The 21,259-nt window shown below is 69.8% G+C and carries 14 protein-coding genes; 3 read left to right on the plus strand and 11 right to left on the minus strand.

The window, feature by feature from the left end; all coding sequences use genetic code 11:
* Window positions 1–68: 68 nt before the first annotated feature.
* Window positions 69–2,192, minus strand: coding sequence for a DNA gyrase/topoisomerase IV subunit B (locus ACOBQB_RS08425; RefSeq protein WP_423590041.1), 2,124 nt, complete (start codon window positions 2,190–2,192; stop codon window positions 69–71).
* Between the two features lie 440 nt (window positions 2,193–2,632).
* Between ACOBQB_RS08425 and ACOBQB_RS08430 the strand changes: the two genes are divergently transcribed.
* Window positions 2,633–2,863: a DUF7455 domain-containing protein gene (locus ACOBQB_RS08430; protein WP_127911237.1), complete on the plus strand. Its 231-nt coding sequence runs from the start codon at window positions 2,633–2,635 to the stop codon at window positions 2,861–2,863.
* Window positions 2,864–3,029: 166 nt separating this feature from the next.
* Here the strand turns inward: ACOBQB_RS08430 and ACOBQB_RS08435 are convergent, their stop codons facing one another.
* The 7 genes from ACOBQB_RS08435 to ACOBQB_RS08465 form a co-directional block, all read right to left on the minus strand.
* On the minus strand, window positions 3,030–3,860 hold the full coding sequence (locus tag ACOBQB_RS08435) for a serine protease (RefSeq protein WP_423590043.1): 831 nt from the start codon (window positions 3,858–3,860) through the stop codon (window positions 3,030–3,032).
* 140 nt (window positions 3,861–4,000) lie between these two features.
* Window positions 4,001–5,545, minus strand: coding sequence for an RNA polymerase sigma factor (locus ACOBQB_RS08440; protein WP_423590045.1), 1,545 nt, complete (start codon window positions 5,543–5,545; stop codon window positions 4,001–4,003).
* Window positions 5,546–5,997: 452 nt separating this feature from the next.
* A complete protein-coding gene (locus tag ACOBQB_RS08445; protein WP_423590046.1) occupies window positions 5,998–6,888 on the minus strand; it encodes a FadR/GntR family transcriptional regulator in 891 nt (296 codons plus the stop codon).
* Between the two features lie 162 nt (window positions 6,889–7,050).
* On the minus strand, window positions 7,051–8,991 hold the full coding sequence (locus ACOBQB_RS08450) for an ATP-binding cassette domain-containing protein (protein WP_423590047.1): 1,941 nt from the start codon (window positions 8,989–8,991) through the stop codon (window positions 7,051–7,053).
* A gap of 275 nt (window positions 8,992–9,266) precedes the next feature.
* A complete protein-coding gene (locus tag ACOBQB_RS08455) occupies window positions 9,267–10,028 on the minus strand; it encodes an NUDIX hydrolase (RefSeq protein WP_423590048.1) in 762 nt (253 codons plus the stop codon).
* Window positions 10,029–10,426: 398 nt separating this feature from the next.
* A complete protein-coding gene (locus tag ACOBQB_RS08460; RefSeq protein WP_423590488.1) occupies window positions 10,427–12,343 on the minus strand; it encodes a glycogen debranching N-terminal domain-containing protein in 1,917 nt (638 codons plus the stop codon).
* Window positions 12,344–12,721: 378 nt separating this feature from the next.
* On the minus strand, window positions 12,722–14,563 hold the full coding sequence (locus ACOBQB_RS08465) for a DUF4192 family protein (protein WP_423590049.1): 1,842 nt from the start codon (window positions 14,561–14,563) through the stop codon (window positions 12,722–12,724).
* A gap of 133 nt (window positions 14,564–14,696) precedes the next feature.
* Here ACOBQB_RS08465 and ACOBQB_RS08470 point away from each other — a divergent pair, with 133 nt between their 5' ends.
* On the plus strand, window positions 14,697–16,889 hold the full coding sequence (locus ACOBQB_RS08470) for a RecQ family ATP-dependent DNA helicase (RefSeq protein ID WP_423590051.1): 2,193 nt from the start codon (window positions 14,697–14,699) through the stop codon (window positions 16,887–16,889).
* Between the two features lie 234 nt (window positions 16,890–17,123).
* Window positions 17,124–17,762, plus strand: a complete 639-nt coding sequence (locus ACOBQB_RS08475; protein WP_423590053.1) for a hypothetical protein — start codon at window positions 17,124–17,126, stop codon at window positions 17,760–17,762.
* A 600-nt stretch (window positions 17,763–18,362) separates the two neighbouring features.
* Here the strand turns inward: ACOBQB_RS08475 and ACOBQB_RS08480 are convergent.
* The 3 genes from ACOBQB_RS08480 to ACOBQB_RS08490 all read right to left on the minus strand — a co-directional run bounded on the left by ACOBQB_RS08480 (window position 18,363) and on the right by ACOBQB_RS08490 (window position 20,516).
* Entirely contained in the window at window positions 18,363–19,070 is a 708-nt protein-coding gene (locus ACOBQB_RS08480; protein WP_423590054.1) for a hypothetical protein, read from the minus strand.
* Window positions 19,071–19,149: 79 nt separating this feature from the next.
* Window positions 19,150–19,851 (minus strand): ribonuclease HII, encoded by a 702-nt coding sequence (locus tag ACOBQB_RS08485; protein WP_423590055.1) that lies wholly within the window; start codon window positions 19,849–19,851, stop codon window positions 19,150–19,152.
* Window positions 19,852–19,901: 50 nt separating this feature from the next.
* A complete protein-coding gene (locus ACOBQB_RS08490) occupies window positions 19,902–20,516 on the minus strand; it encodes a TetR/AcrR family transcriptional regulator (protein WP_423590489.1) in 615 nt (204 codons plus the stop codon).
* Between the last annotated feature and the right edge of the window lie 743 nt (window positions 20,517–21,259).

The raw sequence follows: 21,259 nt of genomic DNA on the forward strand, positions 1-21,259 counted from the left end.
CCACCCGCGGGTGGAGAGCACGGCTCCTGTGCCGTTTGCGTCGGCGGCCCTGAGGCCGGCGGCTTTCGCTACGCGTCGATGCGCGAGCGGTCCAGCGTCGCCGCGGAGCTCGTGATGAATTCCTTGCGCGGTGCGACGTCGTTGCCCATCAACAGATCGAAGACCTGCTCGGCCGAGTCCAGGTCGGAGATGTTGATCCGCCGCAGAGTCCGGAAGCGCGGGTCCATCGTGGTCTCGGCCAGCTGGTCGGCGTCCATCTCGCCGAGGCCCTTGTAGCGCTGGATCGAGTCCTTGTACCGCACATTCTTGCGCTGCATCTCAAGCAGCGTCTCACGCAGCTCACGGTCCGAGTACGTGTAGACGTACTTGTCCTGCCCCTTCTTGGGCTGGCTGAGCTCGATGCGGTGCAGCGGCGGCACCGCCGCGAACACCCGCCCCGCCTCGACCATGGGCCGCATGTACCGCTGGAACAACGTCAGCAGCAGGATCCGGATGTGCGCGCCGTCGACATCGGCGTCGACGAGCAGAATGATCTTGCCATAGCGCGCCGCGTCGATGTCGAAGGTCCGGCCGGACCCGGCTCCTATGACCTGGATGATCGCGCCGCACTCGGCGTTCTTCAGCATGTCCGTCACGGACGCCTTCTGAACGTTGAGGATCTTGCCGCGGATGGGCAGCAGCGCCTGGAACTCGGAGTTCCGCGCGAGCTTGGCGGTACCGAGGGCGGAGTCGCCCTCGACGATGAAGAGCTCGCTGCGCTCCACGTCATCGCTGCGGCAGTCGGCGAGCTTGGCGGGCAGCGACGAGGACTCCAGCGCGGTCTTCCGGCGCTGGGCGTCCTTGTGCTGGCGGGCCGCGATACGCGTACGGGCGGCAGCGACGGCCTTGTCCATGACCGCGCGGGCCTGCGCCTTCGCGTCCCGCTTGGTGGACGTCAGGAACGCCTTGAGCTCCTTGGCGATGACGTTGGCGACGATGCGGTTGGCCGCGGAGGTGCCCAGCACCTCCTTGGTCTGCCCCTCGAACTGCGGCTCGGCGAGACGGACCGTGACGACGGCTGTGAGGCCTTCCAGGGCGTCGTCCTTGACGATGTCGTCCTCGGCGACGCGCAGCACCTTCTGGGCGCGCATCGCCTCGTTCATCGTCTTGGTGAGGGAGCGCTCGAAGCCTGCCACGTGGGTGCCGCCCTTGGGGGTGGCGATGATGTTGACGAAGGACCGGACGGTCGTGTCGTACCCGGTGCCCCATCGCAGTGCCACATCCACGCCGAGCTCACGGGTGACCTCGGTGGGGGTCATCTGGCCGTGGTCGTCGAGGACCGGCACCGTCTCCTTGAAGGAGCCGTGCCCGGAGAAGCGGAGGACATCGCAGACAGCCTTGTCCTGGGCCAGGTACTCACAGAACTCACTGATGCCGCCGTCGAAGCGGAAGGATTCCTCGCCCTTCGTGCCGCCCTCGCCGAGGCCGAATTCGTCGCGCACGACGATGGTCAGGCCCGGCACCAGGAAAGCGGTCTGACGGGCGCGCTGGTGGAGGTTCTCCAGCGACAGCTTGGCGTCCTTGAGGAAGATCTGCCGATCCGCCCAGTAACGCACGCGCGTGCCGGTGCGCGCCTTGGGGATCTTCTTGACCTTGCTGAGCTTCGCCGACGAGTCGAAGGGTGCCTCGGGCCCCATCTTGGCGAAGGCGCCGGGAACGCCGCGCCGAAAGCTGATGGCGTGCGTGTGCCCGGCTCGGTCCACCTCGACGTCGAGACGCGCGGAGAGCGCGTTCACCACGGAGGCGCCCACGCCGTGCAGACCGCCGGAGGCGGCGTAGGAGCCACCACCGAACTTGCCGCCCGCGTGAAGCTTGGTCATGACGACCTCGACGCCAGAAAGGCCGGTCTTGGGCTCGACATCCACGGGGATGCCCCGACCGTTGTCCCGGACCTCTACGGAGGCGTCGTCGTGGAGGATGACCTCGATGTGGTCGCAGTATCCGCCCAGGGCCTCGTCGACGGAGTTGTCGATGATCTCCCAGAGGCAGTGCATCAGGCCACGGCTGTCCGTCGACCCGATGTACATGCCCGGGCGCTTACGGACGGCCTCGAGCCCCTCCAGGACGAGCAGGTGCCGCGCGGTGTAGTTGGAACCGTCCCGGTCTGCTCCGGTCAGCAACGCTGTGGACGGCACGGACGTCTCGGCGGTCACGCGGTTCGCTCCTCGCTGAATTTCAAGGGGAGTCCTTTGGGGTAAGGACGCGGCTTCGGTTGCCCGTCAGAGGGTACCGAGGCCTGGTAGAGCCGTTGTAACGCCACCCTCGTCACCACGCAGACTAGCCCAGCCTCGCATGCATGTTCGATCCCTCGATGGAGTGAAGCGCACGTCACGTTCCCTTCGAGGCATGAACCATTTAGGCTCCGGGCACGTCCTCATGAACAACCGGCAACCCAGCCGGGAGGACACCGACCTGACAGACAGCGCGAAACCGTAAGACACGTAAGAGTCGCAATACGGCACATTCGCCGCCAACCGGCAACGACAACCTCCTCAAAAAGAAATTTCGAGGAAAAGCCGCGAGCGGGAACGTTTTCGGCCTGGTTGGATGTTGACCCTGGTACGACAGCTCGTCGAGCTAGAGAAGAGGCGACGTGACTACTGTTCTGACCCCCGCGAGCCCCCTGACGGCCGCTGATCGCTGCGACCGCTGCGGCGCCCAGGCATACCTGCGCGTCGTCCTGCTGAGCGGCGGCGAACTGCTCTTCTGCGCCCACCATGGCCGCAAGTTCGAGCCGGAACTCAAGAAGATCGCCGCTGAGATACAGGACGAGACGGAGCGCCTGACCGCCGTTCCGGAGAGCACCACCGAAGAGGAACGCTGACACCTCGCATCCACGACGAGCCAGCCCCGGCGCACCAGGCCGGTGACGGGCGGCCGCCCCTGCCCATCAGGCAGGAGCGGCCGCCCGCTCTCGTCACAGAGGCTTCCAGGCCCCTTCTGGGCCCGCCAGGGCCGACGGCTCCCCCGGCCCTGTACGAGCGATCACCTCAGGCGCGGCCACCCATCACCCGGACCACGTCCGAGATCCGCGTATAGACCCCTGGGCGGCCAGGACGTCCGCAGCCGCTCCCCCAGGACACAAGGCCGATCAGTCGCCCCTGAGCGACCAGCGGCCCGCCGCTGTCGCCCTGACAGGCGTCTCGACGGCCGTCCATCTCGCCGGCGCACAGCATGGTCGCCGCCGTGTACTTCCCATCGGCACTGCCCGGGTACGCCCTCTCGCACACCGTGTCGGGCAGTACCTGCACCCGCGCCGCGTGGAGCGTACGGGCGTAACTGCCCGATCCCGTCGTGTCCCCCCAGCCGTAGACGGCGGCCTCCGTCCCCGCCTCGTACGCGGGGTCTCCCGGTCCTGCCATGCCGATCACGTAGCTCGCGGGGAGCGGCTCGGCCAGGGTCAGCGCCGCGAAGTCGCCGGAGTTGGTGTCACTGTCGTACTCCGGGTTGGACCGGGCCTCACGGACCGGGAACTCTTTCCCCTCCGCCGTGCCCAGGTCTCCCCGGCCGGCGATGACCTTCAGGTCCGACACTCTGCTCAGTGGAACGCCTAGCACGCCCTCGCTCACGCAGTGGGCCGCCGTCAGGACGGTCGTACGCCCGACCACGACGGCGCCGCAGAACTGCCCTGAGCGCGTACCTCCGAACCGGTCACGGCTGGCGAGCGCCACCACCCATGGACTCTCGGCGATCTGTACCGGGCTGCCCCCGATGACGACGCTGTCGGCCGCCGCGGACGCCGGGGAAGACAGCGGCAGGGCGGCGGCAGCGGCCGCCGTGGCCAGCACCCCCGTCCACGATCGGGCGAAGGGACGACGCATGCGATCTCCTCACTCTGGGCTGGGATGGCTTACCCAGAGTCATTCAGCGCCGCATATCGCGCACCCGCGCGCGGAAGGCCCGAAGCCTCGTTACCGAGGACTTCGGGCCTTCCGTGGAGCGCTCTGACGACTGTCGAGACCTAGTCGAGGTAGTCGCGCAGAACCTGCGAGCGCGACGGGTGACGCAGCTTCGACATCGTCTTCGACTCGATCTGACGGATGCGCTCACGCGTCACTCCGTAGACCTTGCCGATCTCGTCGAGGGTCTTGGGCTGGCCGTCCGTGAGACCGAAGCGCATGGAGACCACGCCCGCCTCACGCTCGGACAGGGTGTCCAGGACCGAGTGCAGCTGCTCCTGGAGCAGCGTGAAGCTGACCGCGTCGGCCGGCACGACCGCCTCGGAGTCCTCGATGAGGTCACCGAACTCGCTGTCGCCGTCCTCACCCAGAGGGGTGTGGAGGGAGATCGGCTCACGGCCGTACTTCTGGACCTCGATGACCTTCTCCGGGGTCATGTCGAGTTCCTTGGCCAGCTCCTCCGGGGTGGGCTCGCGGCCCAGGTCCTGGAGCATCTGGCGCTGGACACGGGCCAGCTTGTTGATGACCTCGACCATGTGCACCGGGATACGGATGGTGCGGGCCTGGTCGGCCATGGCGCGGGTGATCGCCTGACGGATCCACCAGGTGGCGTACGTGGAGAACTTGTAGCCCTTGGTGTAGTCGAACTTCTCGACCGCGCGGATCAGACCGAGGTTGCCCTCCTGGATGAGGTCCAGGAAGAGCATGCCGCGGCCGGTGTAGCGCTTGGCCAGGGAGACCACCAGGCGGAGGTTGGCCTCCAGGAGGTGGTTCTTGGCGCGGCGGCCGTCCTCGGCGATGATCTCCAGCTCACGCTTCAGCTTCGGCGCGAGCTTGTCGGCGTTGGCCAGCTTGTCCTCGGCGAACAGGCCGGCTTCGATGCGCTTGGCGAGCTCGACCTCCTGCTCGGCGTTGAGCAGGGGGACCTTGCCGATCTGCTTCAGGTAGTCCTTGACGGGGTCGGCGGTGGCGCCGGCCGCGGCGACCTGCTGGGCGGGCGCGTCGTCCTCGTCCTCGTCGGAGAGCACGAAGCCCTGGGCGCCTTCCTCGGCGGGCTCGCCCTCGCCGGGCTTGCCGGCGGCGGGTGCCTCCTCGGTGGCCTCTTCGTCCAGGAGCTCGTCGGCGTCCTTCTTGGAAGCGGACTTCTTGGCCGTGGCCTTCTTGGCGACGGTCTTTTTGGCGACGGCCTTCTTGGCCGTCGTCTTCTTGGCTGCGACCTTCTTCGCGGACGCGTCCTCGACGGTGCCATCCGCGCTCGACGCCTCAGTGGCGGCGGTGGCGGTGGGCTTCGCCGTGGCGGTCTTGGCCGCGACCGTCCTGGTCGCGGTGCGCTTGGCCGGGCTCTTCGCTGCGACGCTCTTGCGGGGGCGTTTCGGCTCCGCGGCACTGACCATCAGCGTCACACCCTCTTCCTCGAGGATCTGGTTGAGGCTGCGCAGAACGTTCTTCCACTGAGTGGCCGGAATCTGGTCAGCTTCGAAGGCACGACGCACGTCATCGCCGGCGATCTGCCCATCAGCCTTTCCCCGCTCGATGAGCGCCATGACAGAGACGGATTCGGCGATCTCCGGCGGGAGCGTACGGGATGTGCTGGCCGACACGAACAACCTCTCGGAACGTTGGAAAACGGCTTCCGGCCCCGTCCATTGTGGACCGGAGCCGACGACCGGCGGCTAGGGATTTGGGCCGACGGCGCGGGCGGAGGCCGGGGAGCTACACAGCGTCGCGGACGACTGCTGTATTCCCTCCTCGGCTATCACCTCTTAGGTCATCGCGCTGTTCCTTGGAGCGTTACGCCCAATCTACGTGGCCCGAGTCACACCCCGTAAGTACTCAAAAGCGTCCAGATACGGCCAGAAGCGACCTTTACACATGCACGAATGATCCCCCGATGGGCCGCCACGCAACCCTCAATATCGCGTCGCCGGACCCCGCGGGGCTCTTGAGGAACCCGTGGAGATCCGGCGACGGCTGGCGCGGCGAGGGGGTCGTCGACCGCTCAGGGTCGGCGAGGCACCTGCCGCGGAGAGCACACACGGCGGGCGGTGTGGACGCGCGGTCAGTGCTCGCGCGGGGCGGGCACGACGCGCTCCACCTCAGGGTGGACGGTGAGCAGCTGCCGCATCGCGGCCTCGGCGCTTGCTCCGTCGCCCGCCGCGAGGGCGTCGACGACGCGCGAGTGGTGCACGAGAGAGGTCTCGCTGGGGCGGTCACAGCCCGTGACGGGGCCCCCAGAAACCTGGAGGGCGGCCGAGACGATGCCGGAGAGGTGCTCCAGCATGCGGTTGCCGGCGACCTGGATGAGGAGCGAGTGGAACTCCGCGTCGGCGCGCGAGAAGGTGATCGAGTCGCCCTGGGTCAGCGCGTGCCCCATGATCTCGACCATGTCGACGAGGCGCTGCTGCACTTCCTCGCGGCCGTGCCCCGCGGCGAGGCGGGCGGCGAGCGGCTCGATCATCCAGCGCAGCTCCCCGAGCTCACGCCGCTGGTCGTCGCGCTGCGGCCCGAAAGCCCGCCACTCGATGATGTCGGGGTCGAGGAGGTTCCAGTCGCTGACGGGCCGCACGCGCGTGCCGACGTTGGGCCGGGCGCTGACCAGGCCCTTGGCTTCAAGCACGCGCAGCGATTCACGGACGACGGTGCGGGAGACCTCGAAGCGCTGGCCGATCTCCTCGGGGACGAGCGGGCGGTCTGCGCCCAGGTCGCCGGAGACGATCATCTGGCCCAGCTGTTGGACGAGTTGGCCGTGCAGGCCGCGGCCGCGGCTTCCGGACGCGCGCCGGCTGACGCGCCCAAGGTCGTGGTCTGCGCCGTCCCACATAGAGGCGACGACACGGTCGCTGCCTCCAGGGGGCTCGGCGAAGGGGTATCGGTCGAGGTCGCCCGGGCCGGCGATACCGGAGTCGGCGGAGCGGGCGGCGGTCATCATGGTGTGCGCAAGGGTACTCACGGATCAGTTGTCGGCGTGGCCTCCAACTCCCTTGAGGTCTTTGGTGAAAAGCACACGAAAGGGTGATCGCTTACCCCGCCGCAATTGACGCCTTATCGGAAAGAAATGAGCGTCGCCCGGGGAGTTGCGCACAGGCCCGAAACAGAAGGCGGCGGGTGATCATCAACGGGCTCCGCTTCGCATCGCCGTGAGCACATATGCGCAGAGCAGCGCGGCCAGCGACAACGTCAGCGCCCCGCCCACAGGTTGAATGATCATGCGCATTCCTCCCTCCACATAACGCTCGGCTCCGAAGGGCCACTGCATCAGCGCGAGATCCCGCAGCCGCCCCGATAGCCCGGCCGCCGACCGCACAGCAGGGCCTTCAACGGCCTTTTGTACGAGAGGTACGACGACGATCGGCACTCCTAGCACAGCAGCCAGGCCTGCAGTGGTCGAACGGAAGGTGCCGGCGGCCAGTACCCCGGCCCAGGCGCACCCCGTGAGCAGAGCCGTCCAACTCACGCTCAACGAAAGCCAGTCAGCGGGAACTCTGGTGAGCTCCTCTCCGTATACGAGATGGAGCACCACGGCGTCGGCCCCCACGGTGAGTACCCCCGACAGCACCGCCGTGGCGGCGGCGACGAGCAGTTTGGCGACGAGCAGCCCCAAGCGGCGCGGCACGGTACCCCGGTCCACGGCGAGGGCAGGGTGGCGGAACTCGTCCCCGAACGCGAGAGCACCGAGCAACCCGGCGCCGAGAGCCGTCGGCGGCAGAGGCAGTTCCTGCGGCCAGGCGGCGAGCAGGCGCGGTTGCGGCGTGTGCCCGGCCCGCGCCAGCAGGACGCAGATCAGCGCTGAGGTGGCGAGGACGGCGGCGAGGGTGAAGTAGCCGGTTCCCACACCCGTCAGACGGCGCAGTTCGTAGCGCAGGGGGCGGAGGGGGCTGCGGCCGGGCTGGACGGTGATGGGGGGCGGCAGGCAGGAAGTGGCGTCACCTCGGGGGCTGGGAGGGGCAGGAGGGACGGTGGAGGGCCTCGGACCACCGACGCTCACGAGCGGAACCGTTTCAGCTGGGGGCTCGGCCTCTGCTTGGGCAATCTCTCCTCGGGCGGTCTCTGCTTGGGCGGTCTCACCTCGGACCGTCTCACCTCGGCCAGTCTCGTTTTCAGCAGTGCCCTGCATCCCGGGGGTGGCGATGGGTGGCGTCCATGGCTCCGGTGGCCCCCAATGGCCCGATGAACCAGCAGGCCCCGCATCACCCACCTCGTCGGCGAGTTGATGCATGAGGATGCTGTGCCGGTACGCGGCCTCCCCCACATCGGCGCAGTTACTGCCGTAGACGGAAAGCCTGTTGCCGCCTTCCGTGACGACCTCGATGGAGCGTCGATTCGCGCGCGCTTCTTTGGTGAGGAGCGCGCCGAGGCGAGCCGCGTGAGGACTCAGAACGGCGACCCGAGGGCGGAGCCTGGTCCGCGCGAAGTCAGCGGCTTCCTGGTCCGCGACGAGCCGCCCCGCCTCCAGCGTGACGACGCGGTCAGCGGTTCGGGCCGCTTCCTTGGGGTCGCCCGTGGTGAACAGAACCGTTCCGCCCTGGTACGCGTGGGCGCGCAGGATTCCGTGCAGCCAGGCTCCTTCCCGGGCCGAGAGGCCCTCGGCCGGGCCGTCCAGGACAAGCGTGTGCGGGTCGGCGAGCAGCGCGCAGCCAAGTCCCAGACGCCGGTCCATGCCCCGCGAAAGGGTGCCGAGGCGCTGAGCCCGGAGGCTCACCAGGCCTACGACCTCAAGTACGTCATCGGCGCGCTGGACGGGCACTCCTGCTGCCGCGCACAGCATGCGCAGGTGCCCACGGACCGTACGCGCCGGGTGCCCTGGGACGTCGCCCAGGAGGACACCCACCTCACGCGACGGATGGGCGATGCGGTGCAGGGGGCGGCCTCTGAAGTACGTGACGCCGCGGCCTTGTTGAAGTTCGAGCATCAGCCGCAGCGTCGTGGTCTTACCGGCGCCCTCGGTACCGAGCAACGCCGTCACGCGGCCGGCACGCGCCTCGAAGGACACATCGTCGACGGCGGGCGGGAGCTCCTCGCGGGGAGTGCTGGTCAGTCCGATGGCCTGGATCATCGCTTCTCTCGCAGGATGGGCGACCGCTCGGCGGCCGAGGCCCGTCCGCCGGATCGGGGACGGACGAGCCCCGTGGGTACCAAAGCAAGATAACGCTATATTTCCGGCTTTTGGGGCAGGAGCGGAGCGCGGCCGCTGGTGTCCCCTGAAGACCGGCAGCAGCCCAGGAAGCGTCTGAAGGGTCAGCCGCTCAGCGTCGGCGGGCAGCGGGCAGCGGGCAGCGGGCAGCAACGAAGGCTGGCGCATACCGGCTGTGGGGCGCGTGCCCCGGAGACTCAGACCTCCGGACGCAACATCGGCGGGTTGAGGAGCGTCGCGCCTCCCGCGCGGAAGAGCTGTGCGGGTCGGCCTCCCTGCCGGGTCGTGGTGCCGCCCGTGGGAACGAGGAAGCCCGGGGTGCCGGTCACCTTGCGATGGAAGTTGCGGGGGTCGAGGACGACACCCCAGACCGCCTCATACACACGCCTCAACTCCCCGACCGTGAACTCCGGCGGGCAGAAGGCCGTGGCCAACGACGAGTACTCGATCTTGGAGCGGGCGCGCTCGACGCCGTCCGCCAGGATCTGTGCGTGATCGAAGGCGAGCGGTGCGGCGGGTTCGCCGTCACGGCCGAAGCTCGCCTGGTTGAGCAAGGTCTCCACCGGCGCCCAGCGCGCACTGTGCGCATCGCCGCCCGCCCGAGGCGCCGGCAGGTCGGGCGCGAGCGCGAGGTGGGCGACGCTGACCACGCGCATCCGTGGATCGCGCCGGGGATCGCCGTACGTGGCGAGCTGTTCGAGATGCGCTCCGTTGTCCTGCGCGGGAGCGTCGGGCTCGTGGGCGCACAAGCCCGTCTCCTCGACGAGTTCGCGCGCCGCCGCGGCCGAGAGGTCCTCGTCCGGACGTACGAATCCTCCGGGGAGCGCCCAACGCCCCTGGAACGGCTGTTCACCGCGGCGCACGGCCAGCGCGCAGAGCGCGTGGCGGCGCACGGTCAGCACGACCAGGTCGACGGTGACGGCGAAGGGCGGGAAGGCCGACGGGTCGTAGGGGGACATGCGGTGATCATAGTCGTCTTCCTGACGATAAACACCTCCTTCGCTCACGGTTCCAGCGTTGTGGGTTCCGCAGATTCGTGAGCACTTTCGCGCGGCCATGGGCGGCGACCACGACCTGGCCATGGCCCGGCAAAACCGCCGTATCTCGACACCCGCACCTCCACTGGTTCGGCCTCACGCCCTTCGGCACAAGGCCGAAGACAACAGGTGCGGCGCGGAGCGACCGCCGAAGGCATCGCGTTGGGACGTTCTGCTCATGAGCCATGCCCACGAGCAGTGCTCGTCGCGGACGGCAGAGCGCTGTTTCCGTAGGAGGCCGCTACTCATGAGGGTGCGATCCCTGGAAGCGTGATTCTTCTGTGCCACGCCGTGACTCGCCGGTTCCCCGCACCACCGGATCACACTCCCAACTGCAGCCCCTCGGCCGCCTCCTCGACCATGGCCAGTCCCAGCCGGCTCACCCGCACGGAGAACGGGGCGCCTGCCACGCTCAGCGCGGTCAGTCCGAGCTCCCCCAATGGGGCACTGCGGACCGGGCTCGATGTCACGGTCCCCGCCGGCGCGTCGGGACGGACCCCGGCGAGCGCCGTGAGGACATGCACCCCAGCCGCAGCAGCGGTAGCCGCCGGGCGACAGGCGGCCGGGTGCGGCAGCGGGGCCCCGCCCTCCCTGCGCTGCTCCCCCGCGTACATCTCGGGCAACCGATGGTCGAAGCACACGGCCGCGGACAACATGCCTCGCAACAGCGAACTCGCCTCCTTGTCATAGCCCGCCGCCGCAAGGCCCGTCACGGCGACCGCCGTCTCCTGCACACGAACCGCTCCGCCACGGTGCCCGAACGGGTTGTACGCGGCTTCATTGGAGCCGAGGCTGCGCAGTCCCCAGCCGGAGTCCATGACGGGCCCTCCCAGCAGCCGGGCGAGCTGTTCGGTCTGGACCTTGTCGAGCAGGCCCGGCGCCAGCTCGCCCGAGCCGAGCAGGCCGGTGTCCAGGAGGTGGCCAGCTCCCCCGGTGAGATGAGGCAGGAGGCGGCCGTCTGGCAGGCGGGCCGAAGCCGGGCGGCCCCCTGCCCGGTCCGCCATCCAGAACTCCTCCCGGAACGTCGACCGCAGCCGCTGGGCCCACTGCCGCAGGCCCGCGGCGCCCTCCATGCCGTACGCCTCGAGGAGGTCGGCACCGAGCAGTGCGGCCCGGTGCGCGTGCGCCTGGATCTCGCCGCGTACCAACCCGCTGGGGTGCCCGTCCGGCAGGAACACACCGTCCCCGACCCTGTCACGCAGCCACCGCAGGCACCTCTCCGCCGCGGGCAGCAGTTCCTCCACCTCCGGCCCGGGGAGCCCCCACCGACGCGCCTCGGCGAGGAGCGCCGGGAAGAGCAGCGTCGCCTCGGTGCCGGCGCAGCCGGGCGGCAGATGTGGCCCCGCGTCCCTAAGCGGCCCCGGGATCATGCCCGACCGGGGGCCCCGCCCCACGAGCTGGCTCCGGGCAAGGGAACGCATCGTCCCAGCGGCGAGCCGGGTACCCAGCGGCAGCGCCATGCGGGCGGCTGCCAGCGCTTCGGCAGGCGCCAGTCCGCAGCGCCAGGGTGCGCCCGCGGCCAGGTACACGTCGGTGGAGTGCTCGGGGTCCCTCAACAGCAGTGCCTGCAGATCCTCGACGGACCGGGCCAGCAGTGGCTGGACTCTGGGGTCGTCACCGACCGCCGCTGCCGTGGCGACGGAACGCATCGTGCCGTGCCCTGCCGAGCGGATCGGCCCTGCCCCATCAGGTCTCACCCGCAGCTCAATGCTGCGAGAGGCGCCCGGCGGCAGATCCACTTCCCAGCGCAGCAACCCCGCCGAGGCCAGAGCGTCCGCGGGCGCCGGGTGAGCCGTGACCAGGCAATGTGCCCCGGCTGAAGACCACCGCATGCCGGAGTCGTGCACACTGGCGGGCACTTCGGGCCCGGCTCGGCCGGATGCGACGATGCCCAGCTCCGCGAGATCCGTGCCAAGGGAGACCTCAAGAGGCAGCCGCAGGAGGCGCGCGGCCGAGCTGTGCAGCGTGATCCGTTCCGTACCGTCGGCGTGCCGGATCCGCTCGACGACGAGCTCCGGGTCGGGGCCGGCGCCGGTCGACAGGCACAGTGTCGCCACAAAGCGGGCGCTGTCCGCCGAAAGCATGCGGGCCTGCACCACGACCGGCTCGCGCCCCGCCACACGCACCTGACAGCGGGAAAGTATCCGTCGCCCCGCGCGGTAGAACCCTTCCAGCCCGCGACCGGTCAACTGCCCTTGGTCCGTCGAGATCGCAAAGGCGGGAAGAGCGACGCAGATCAAGGCCGTGTGTGCGGGCGGGAGCTCCGCCGGCCGGATCGGTGCCTGAGCCGGTGCTTCGGACGACTGCGGCGAGAGGGGCGGAGGCCGAAACGCAGGGACCGTTGCGGCCCCTTGGGGACCCTCTCTGTCGGATGCGGGGGACGGAGCGGAAAGGGACATGGGGCGGCTTCTTCGGCGTTGTCTGCGCTACGGAAGGTCGGAGGCGGTGCGGCCACGCGACCCGGTCGCCGGTACCGCCACTCAGGTGAACGGGCCCGCCCCGTCGCAAGTCACGCCTCCACGGCAGGAACCCGACCGCATGGAGCCAACTTCGTATGGACGCCAGTCCCGAGCGCAGCCGCGCCGCCCATCTGGCCCACCCACGGACGGGCGCGCTCATCGGCCGTTCCTCGCGCCACCCCTGAGCGTGCTCCGCCGATTCTGGGGGCCCGTGCCCGGGCCCCCAGGAACGCGAGAACCACTGGGGCCACCCGGGGTCCGGGGGCCGCCCGGGCTTCCTGAGGGGTGGGGGGTGTGGGAAGTGCTGGAGCTTCCGTTGCCGGGCGAGCGGGGCAGCCGACGCCTGCGTCGCCGAGGTGCACTTTTCTGTGCGGTCGAGGCGTCGGCCTCCGACGTCCCCTCATCCGTCGAGAGATCGGCCGAATCGTCCGGCGACGCGAAGACGTCAGCCCCGTCAGGGCCGTCGTGGTCACCGTGGTCGTCACGGTCATCGCGCCTCCTGCGCAGACAGCGACGAATCGGTTCCGGATCCATGTCTTCATTGCACGCGCGGTTCAGAAGCAGAGCGAACATGTACTCGGAGTCGGCGCACAAAGCCATGTCCAGGGCCTCTTGGCCTTCCGCCAGGTCACCGAGAGACCAGGCGACCCAGCCGGCAAGGGACAACGGCGCCGCTGCGTGCTCCGCGTACGCACCGACGCAGCGGCGGGACAGCGCCCTCCAGAGACGCAGGGCAGCAGGCGCCTCAGCACCTTCCATCCACTCGGCCGCGCGGTCGCGCGTGTCCCGGACCTGGAGGCCGAGGATCAAGGCGGCCGCCTCGTCGTGCGCGATCAGTTCGTCGTCCCTGTTGTCGGCCTCAAGCGTGCCGGGCACGGGTGGTGCGTCGGCCAGCCGCGCCATGATTCGATGCGCCAGATCGAGCGTCTCGGCTGCGGCCACGTGCGCCTCCTCGCTCAGCATCCTGGGAATGAGCGCGAGGCCAGCGGCGTCCAGTGCTCGTTCCTGTTCGGGTGCCGCAGCGGTTTGCCAAGGGGTAAGGCGCGCCCTGATCTCACTCTGCGTGGCAGACACCTGGACCCCTACATAGGTCGCCGCGGCGGCGAGGACCGAGGTGCCCGGCCTGAGCAGAGGGGTGCCTTCCGGCGGGCAGCAGACGGTGTCCGGGCAGCAGTAAGTCCAAAAGCGGCCCCCCGAAATACATACGACCTCGAACACCGGGACGTCGAGAGCGCCGCACGCCGTACGCAACACCTGCGCCAGCGGCCGCAACTGCTCCACGACATGCTGGCCGGACGCTGCTTCGCCGGGTTCCCGGCAGAGGAAGGCGATGACGCCATCGGGGCGGGCTCCCCTCCGCTCGCAGCCGCCCACCAGGCATTGGGCCAGCTGCTCGGCGACGCTCGGCCAGTCCTCCGCGCGCTCCGGAATCCCCAGGCGCACGCGCCCGCCGAACTGCCCGCGTTCGCCGTGCAGAGCGATGAGCACGATGCTGTCCTCGGGCTTGAAACCGAGCAAGTACGGCAGGGCATCGGCAAGTTCGGCGGGCGTGCGCAAGGTGACCAGCGGCTCGTCGAACGGGTTGGTCGGGGCCGTTCCGTCGCCGGGGTCAGTGCGGTTGCCGGGCGGGTCAGCCGCGTCGGGACCAGCCGTGCCGACCGGATCAGCAGGGTCAACGGGACGCAGCGGGCCGAGGGGGCCAGCCGGGCCGGTGAGGCCGACGGGGTTGACAGGGGCGCCAGGGCGGGGCGCGTCGGCGGTTTCGGTGGAGCCGCCGGGACGAGCCGCGTGGCTCGGCTCGACGTCGTTCTCCTCGATCTCGGTCGCGTCGATGCCGTGCACGTCAATTTCGTTCACGTCGACGCCAGTCACGTCGACGCCAGTGACGTCGATGCCGGTCACGTCGATACGGTTCGGGTCGCTGTCGTCGAGGTCGATGTCGTTGGGGTCGATGTCGTTCGGCTCGATCGGGCCGGTTGCTTCGCTGTGGTTCGTCATGCGTCGACTGTCCCGCGGATCACAAGATTCCGGTTGACCCTGTGGATAACCTTGATCAGGGGCACGCCAAGACTTATCCACAGCTCGACCGACCCGTTCGCCTAATGTCGGACCCATCAGGTTGCATGGGGGCATGACCAACGAAGACCTGCGCACGGCGGCCGATGCCGTACTCGCCCGCCTTGTCGGCGGCCCCGCCCCCGCCTCCGGCGAGGCGCCCTCGTCGGACGGCGGGGCCCGGCTGCGCGAGGACCAGTGGCGTGCGATCGAGGCGCTGGTCGCCGACAAACGCCGGGCGCTGGTCGTGCAGCGCACGGGCTGGGGCAAGTCCGCGGTGTATTTCGTCGCGACGGCCCTGCTGCGCGAGCGCGGCAGCGGGCCCACCGTGATCGTTTCGCCGCTGCTCGCCCTCATGCGCAACCAGGTCGAGTCGGCAGCCCGAGCCGGCATCCGCGCGCGCACGATCAACTCCTCCAACACGGAGGAGTGGGAGTCCGTCCAGGCCGAGGTCGCCGCAGGGGACGTCGATGTGCTGCTGGTGAGTCCCGAGCGACTCAACAACCCGGACTTCCGCGACCAGGTCCTGCCCAAGCTCGCCGCGGCCACCGGGCTGCTCGTCGTCGACGAGGCTCACTGCATCTCCGACTGGGGTCATGACTTCCGGCCCGACTACCGCAGGCTGCGCACCATGCTCGCCGACCTCCCGCCCGACGTGCCGGTCCTGGCCACCACAGCGACCGCCAACGCGCGCGTGACGGCGGATGTCGCCGAGCAGCTGGGTACCGGGGGTGGTTCGGACGCGCTCGTACTGCGCGGGCCTCTGGACCGGGAGAGCCTGAGCTTGAACGTGCTCCAGCTGCCGAATGCCGCGCATCGTCTGGCCTGGCTGGCCGACCACCTCGACGACCTGCCGGGTTCCGGGATCATCTACACCCTGACAGTCGCCGCCGCCGAGGAGGTGACCGCCTATCTGCGGCAGTGCGGGCACACGGTCGCCTCGTACACGGGAAAGACCGAGAACGCCGACCGTCAGCAGGCCGAGGAAGACCTTCTCGCCAACCGCGTGAAGGCTCTCGTGGCCACCTCCGCGCTCGGCATGGGCTTCGACAAGCCCGACCTGGGGTTCGTGGTCCACCTCGGCTCACCCTCCTCGCCGATCGCCTACTACCAGCAGGTGGGACGTGCGGGCCGCGGTGTCGACCACGCGGAGGTGCTGCTCCTGCCGGGCAAGGAGGACGAGGCGATCTGGAACTACTTCGCCTCGCTCGCCTTCCCGCCCGAGGAGCAGGTGCGCCGCACACTCGACGTCCTGGCCGAAGCGGGCAGGCCGCTCTCACTGCCGGCCCTCGAACCCCTGGTCGAGCTCCGCCGCTCACGGCTCGAGACGATGCTCAAGGTCCTCGACGTGGACGGTGCTGTCCGGCGCGTTAAGGGCGGCTGGATCTCCACCGGCCAGCCCTGGGCGTACGACACCGAGCGCTATGCCTGGGTGGCCAAGCAGCGGCAGGCCGAACAGCAGGCGATGCGCGAGTACGCGTCATCGTCCGGCTGCCGCATGGAGTTCCTGCGGCGCCAGCTGGACGACGAAGGCGCGGCCCCCTGTGGGCGTTGTGACAACTGCGTGGGCGCGCGATTCGGGGACGAGGTCTCCGCCGCCGCGCTGGACTCGGCGCGGGGCGAGCTCGGCCGGGCCGGCGTGGACGTCGAGCCCCGCAAGATGTGGCCCACCGGCCTGGCCGCGGTCGGCGTGGACCTCAAGGGGCGGATTCCGGCAGGTGAACAGGCCGCTCCCGGTCGGGCGTTGGGCCGACTCTCCGACATCGGGTGGGGCAACCGGCTGCGCCCCATGCTCACCCCACAGGCCCCGGACGGGCCGGTACCGGACGACGTGGCGAAGGCCGTGGTGCACGTACTGGCGGACTGGGCGAAGGGCCCCGGCGGCTGGGCCTCGGACGCGGGCGATGCCCAGCCGCGACCGGTAGGCGTGGTGACCATGACCTCGCACACCCGGCCACAGCTCATCCAGTCGCTGGGCGCCCGGATCGCCGAGGTCGGCCGACTCCCCCTCCTTGGCTCCATTGAGTACACCGCGGGGGCCGATGCGGGACGGGTCCCCAGGAGCAACAGCGCGCAGCGCCTGCGCGCCCTGGACGGTGCGTTGACAGTGCCGCCCGCGCTCGTCGCCGCGCTCCAGGAAGCCGGCGGGCCGGTGTTCCTGGTCGACGACATGACCGACAGCGGCTGGACTCTCGCGGTGGCCACGCGCATGCTCCGTCGCGCCGGCGCCAAGGGGGTGTTGCCGCTGGTCCTGGCTGTGCAGGGCTGAAGTAAGCGTCAGAAGGCGGCGAGTTGGGCAGGGATATACGCGACGCATCGACCGATACCGGTGCGTGATCCCTACTTTCTCGTTGCCGCAAGCCACTACGACGGGAAGAATCGAAGTTGCTCCCCGCGCGGTTCCCGTGGCCCGACAGGGCTGTGCCCCAGATAGGGCTGTGCCGTGGTGCGCTCCTCAGTCCGACCCCGCCCTCAGTTGGGGCGCGTAGCCGAAGGGAGGACCGTGACCTTCGGATTCGCTCCGTCCGATGCCGCATCGCTGTCGCAGTCTTCGACGTCGGCCGAGATGTCCGCCGATTCCGCCCACCGACTGGCCCGGATGCTCGAACCCGCGGAGTGGTCCGCCGCGGGAATCCCTCTGCTGCGCAATCCACGTGAGGTCGTGAGTGGCCTGCACTCCCGACATCAGCCGACGCCCCTGACGGCAGTCGTGGCGGTGCTGGATCCGGACGAACGGATCCGGGCGAGCGCCTCGTTCAGCCGACGTGCGACCGCGACGGACGGCTGGATATTCCGTAACGTGCTGCTCGCTCAGTTGCGCCGGGTCATCCCGCACGATCTGCGGCGCCGCACTCCGGTGCGCACGGCCGTGCTGCTCTACTGCCGTGAGGGGGACGCGCGTTGGACGGAGGAGGACGGGGCCTGGATGTGGGGTCTGCGGGACGCCTGCACCTTGCATGGGTTGCGGTGCGGTGCGTACATCACGCTGACGCACGACGGCTGGCAGGTGCTCGGTGAGGGTCGTGGTGGTCGCAGACCGAGCGCTGGTTCGCAGCCGGAAGCCTTCGCCGGGGCGGATCCGCCGACTCCTCGCACCGGAGGCGCGGCCTCGGATGTGCTCCGCCGCGCGGCGGCACGCTGACGCGGGCACGGGGAACTCCGGTGCCCGGACCGCCCGGTGCAGGCGCTGCCGACTCGGCGACCACCTAGCGGCCGCGACCCGCCGGCAGCCGACCCAGCACTCACGGTGTCAGGTGCGGACGCAGGCGCAGGCGCAGGCCACGATCATGCAACCGTCGCCAGCACCGCTCGCTCACGGAAACCCGCACAGAACCACGAGGCAACACGAGGGAACGCGAGGAACCGTTCGAACGGCACAGCACGGATCGACAAGCAGTCGAACCGGCCATGCCTCGCACGACAAACGCCGGATCACCACGACGCGGCCCGCACAGGAACGGCAAGGAACGGCACCGCACGGCGCGCCGCGGCACGGTAGGCACCGCACGGCGCATTTTCACACCGCACGGCCGCCGCCGAGCGACACGTGGCCCGCATCGGCCGCCGCCGACGTGCGGCCCCTGCTGGACATCGCCGTCCGGCTGACGCAGGCGCCAAGCGTCGTACGCCGAACGCACACGCCAAGCGAGCAGGCACCAGGCACCGCCGCGCCAAGCGCAGACGCACCAGGCACCGCCGCGCCAAGCGAGGACGCGCCAGGCACAGACGCCGGACGCGAACGTCAGACGCCTGCGCCCAGCATCGAGTTGATCCGCTGTGGGTCACCGCACACGATCAACAGGGTGCCTGCCCGGGTCGCAGCCGTCGGCAGCGCGGTGACCGCGGTCTCCTCACTGCCGCCGTTGACGGCGACGACGACCACGGGCCGGGATGCCGCACGAGTCAGCGCGGCGGCGTCGGCGTAGAAGACGTCGTCGCCCGCGTCGTGCTGGGCCCAGTAGGCGGCCTCGCCGAAGGACAGCTCGTGCGCGGCCCACGGGTGCGGATCGCCGGTGGTGATCACCAGGATGTCCCCGGGCGCGCGCCCGGAGTCAAGAAGCAGGTCGACGGCTTCCTCCGCCGCGTCCAGCGCACCCTCGGCCGAGGCCGGGATCAGCTGGATCTGCGGAACCGAAGCCGCGGGATCACGGTCGGTGGACGCTACGGAAGCGGTCACTCCGGAAGCAGTCGCTCCGGGAGTGGAGCGACCGGCGGTGGAGGGACCGGAAGCAGCCGGGGCGGACGGCCCGGGCTTGGCGGTCGCATCGCGCGGCGTGCGCTGCGCCGGCGGCATCGGCCGGACAGAGCCCGGACGGCCGGGGCGCGGCGGAGCCGCGGGACGCGGACCGGGTACGGGGCGGGGGGTCGGCGCGGTGCGGCTGCTGGCCGGCGTGGCGCGGGGACCCTGGGCACTCTCGTGAATCTGAGGCTCCTCGGGAATGAGAGGCATGAAGTGTTGTCTATCAAACACCGATGCGAGTCGCGTCGGCGGGTGGCACATGAGTGCGGCCGGAAGCGCCGGAAAAGCGTCAGAACTCAAAGCCGAGCTGACCCTCGATTTCCGGAACGTTTCCGTCCGCCCAGCTGCGGGCCTTCTTGAGGTGCCGCCACTGGGGCAGCGCATCAAGATACGCCCACGAAAGCCGGTGGTACGGGGTGGGCCCCCGCTCCGCCAGCGCGGCCTTGTGCACCGGCGAGGGATAGCCGGCGTTGGCCGCAAAACCGAAGTCTGCATGTTCGATGCCCAGTTCGGCCATCATTTTGTCGCGCCGGACTTTGGCAATGACCGAAGCCGCGGCGACGGCCACGCAGGACTGGTCGCCCTTGATCACGGTACGAACCTGCCAAGGAGTGCCGAGGTAATTGTGCTTGCCGTCGAGGATGACCGCGTCCGGGCGGACCGGCAGCCCCTCCAGCGCGCGCACGGCGGCGAGCCGCAGCGCGGCCGTCATCCCTAGGTCGTCGATCTCCTCGTGCGATGCGTGCCCAAGAGCGTGCGCCGTGACCCAGGTCTCCAGTTCCGCAGCGAGCGCCGTGCGCCGCTTGGGACTGATCAACTTGGAATCGGTGAGCCCTTCGGGCGGTCGGCGCAGTCCCGTGACCGCCGCGCAGACGGTGACGGGCCCCGCCCACGCACCGCGCCCGACCTCGTCGACACCGGCGACGATCTTCGCTCCGGTGGTGGCGCGCAGGGAGCGCTCGACGGTGTGGGTGGGTGCTTCGTACGGCATGGCGCCAGATAGCCTACGCCGACTGAGGCCACCGGCGACACCCAGGCTCGTCAGGGGCGCAGCAGCGGGACCATCACCTGATCGACGAGGCCCTCGAACTCCTCGTTCCGCCATTCGCTTCCGCACACCTTGGAGCGGTACATGAGCATGGCCGGAATGACGTCGCACACGTAGGCGTCCGCGCCTCCGGGGCGCACCTCTCCGCGCTCGATTCCCCGCCGCAGGACCTCTTTGATCAGCTTCACGCTCGGCTCGACGACGCCCTCGAAGATCACGTCATGGAAGCGTTCAGCCGTTGCCGTATCGCACTCGTGAAGCACGGCGCGGAGGGCGAATCCAGGGCGCGAGAACATCGCATCCCGCATTTTGCGGCACAGTTCCAGGAGATCTTCCCGAATGCTCCCGAGGTCCGGCGCGCTGTCGAACTCCGGCAGCCCGGACCGCAGCGCGTCCGCGACGAGGTCCTCCTTGGACGGCCAGCGGCGGTACACGGCCGCTTTCCCTGTCTGTGCGCCCGCGGCCACGCCCTCCATCGTCAGCCCGCTCCAGCCGACGGTGCTGAGCTGATCGAGAGCGGCGTCGAGGATCGCCTGTTCGAGGACAGCGCCCCGGCGCCGCGGGGAACCCGTCCGAGCGGGAGCAGCCGTCCAGCGCGAAGCAACCATCGTTTTCTCTCCATTGAGCGAGCAAGTCGGTGCGCCGTCCCCCGGGGAGCGGGCTGTGCGGCACCGCACCCGAGCCCAGCATGCCAGGCGACCGGCTTCCTTTCGATGCACGAGAAGCACGAAAAAGCACGAAGAGGCACGAAGAAGCAGGATGAAGGTCTCCTCGGCTGCGGCTTCGGACATGTGGATGTCGGGGATGACGCAGACGCGGGGGCTCCCGGGCGCGCGCAGCACCGAGGCGTCCAGGCAAATTCCCCCAGTCCGGTACGTCCTCCAGGCGCAACCGAACCGCTCCAAGCGCTCGGCGAACTGGGGGGCAGATTGCCCCTCCCGACGGCGTGCCGGCGCGGGGAACTCGATCGCGGACCTGGGGCTGCCCGGCGGCCTGATCGCCTGGCCCTTCCTGGCAGCCGACGAGCGCGGCCGGCCCCGCCCTCTGCTCAACCGCGGCCAGTCCCGCCCTCTGCTCAACCGCGTCTGGCTCTAGAGCGGCGCGGTCGTCGCGGGCACCGTGGTGGACGCGGGGCTCCGCGACATCCACGGGCTGCCGACCCTGACCGGCCCGGCGCTGGGAGCGGCCCTCCTCCTTCTGCGCCGCCGCCGTTCCCACCGGGGCGCGACCCTCGTGTGAGGGCCCCCACACAGCGGCCAACTCCCGTAGTGAAGGCTTGTGTTCATACTCAGGGACTCGCTACCGTCCCCTTAGTGAACGGCCGCGTTCACTATCTCACTTCCGGGGGAAC

Source organism: Streptomyces sp. G5(2025), assembly GCF_049542075.1.
In the GTDB taxonomy this organism is placed as follows: domain Bacteria; phylum Actinomycetota; class Actinomycetes; order Streptomycetales; family Streptomycetaceae; genus Streptomyces.

Coding starts and splice junctions, on each gene's coding strand:
- ACOBQB_RS08435 (WP_423590043.1), bottom strand. CDS start 3,860: ATGCGTCGTCCCTTCGCCCGATCGTGGACGGGGGTGCTGGCCACGGCG.
- ACOBQB_RS08450 (WP_423590047.1), bottom strand. CDS start 8,991: ATGATCCAGGCCATCGGACTGACCAGCACTCCCCGCGAGGAGCTCCCG.
- ACOBQB_RS08455 (WP_423590048.1), bottom strand. CDS start 10,028: ATGTCCCCCTACGACCCGTCGGCCTTCCCGCCCTTCGCCGTCACCGTC.
- ACOBQB_RS08465 (WP_423590049.1), bottom strand. CDS start 14,563: ATGACGAACCACAGCGAAGCAACCGGCCCGATCGAGCCGAACGACATC.
- ACOBQB_RS08470 (WP_423590051.1), top strand. CDS start 14,697: ATGACCAACGAAGACCTGCGCACGGCGGCCGATGCCGTACTCGCCCGC.
- ACOBQB_RS08480 (WP_423590054.1), bottom strand. CDS start 19,070: ATGCCTCTCATTCCCGAGGAGCCTCAGATTCACGAGAGTGCCCAGGGT.
- ACOBQB_RS08485 (WP_423590055.1), bottom strand. CDS start 19,851: ATGCCGTACGAAGCACCCACCCACACCGTCGAGCGCTCCCTGCGCGCC.
- ACOBQB_RS08490 (WP_423590489.1), bottom strand. CDS start 20,516: ATGGTTGCTTCGCGCTGGACGGCTGCTCCCGCTCGGACGGGTTCCCCG.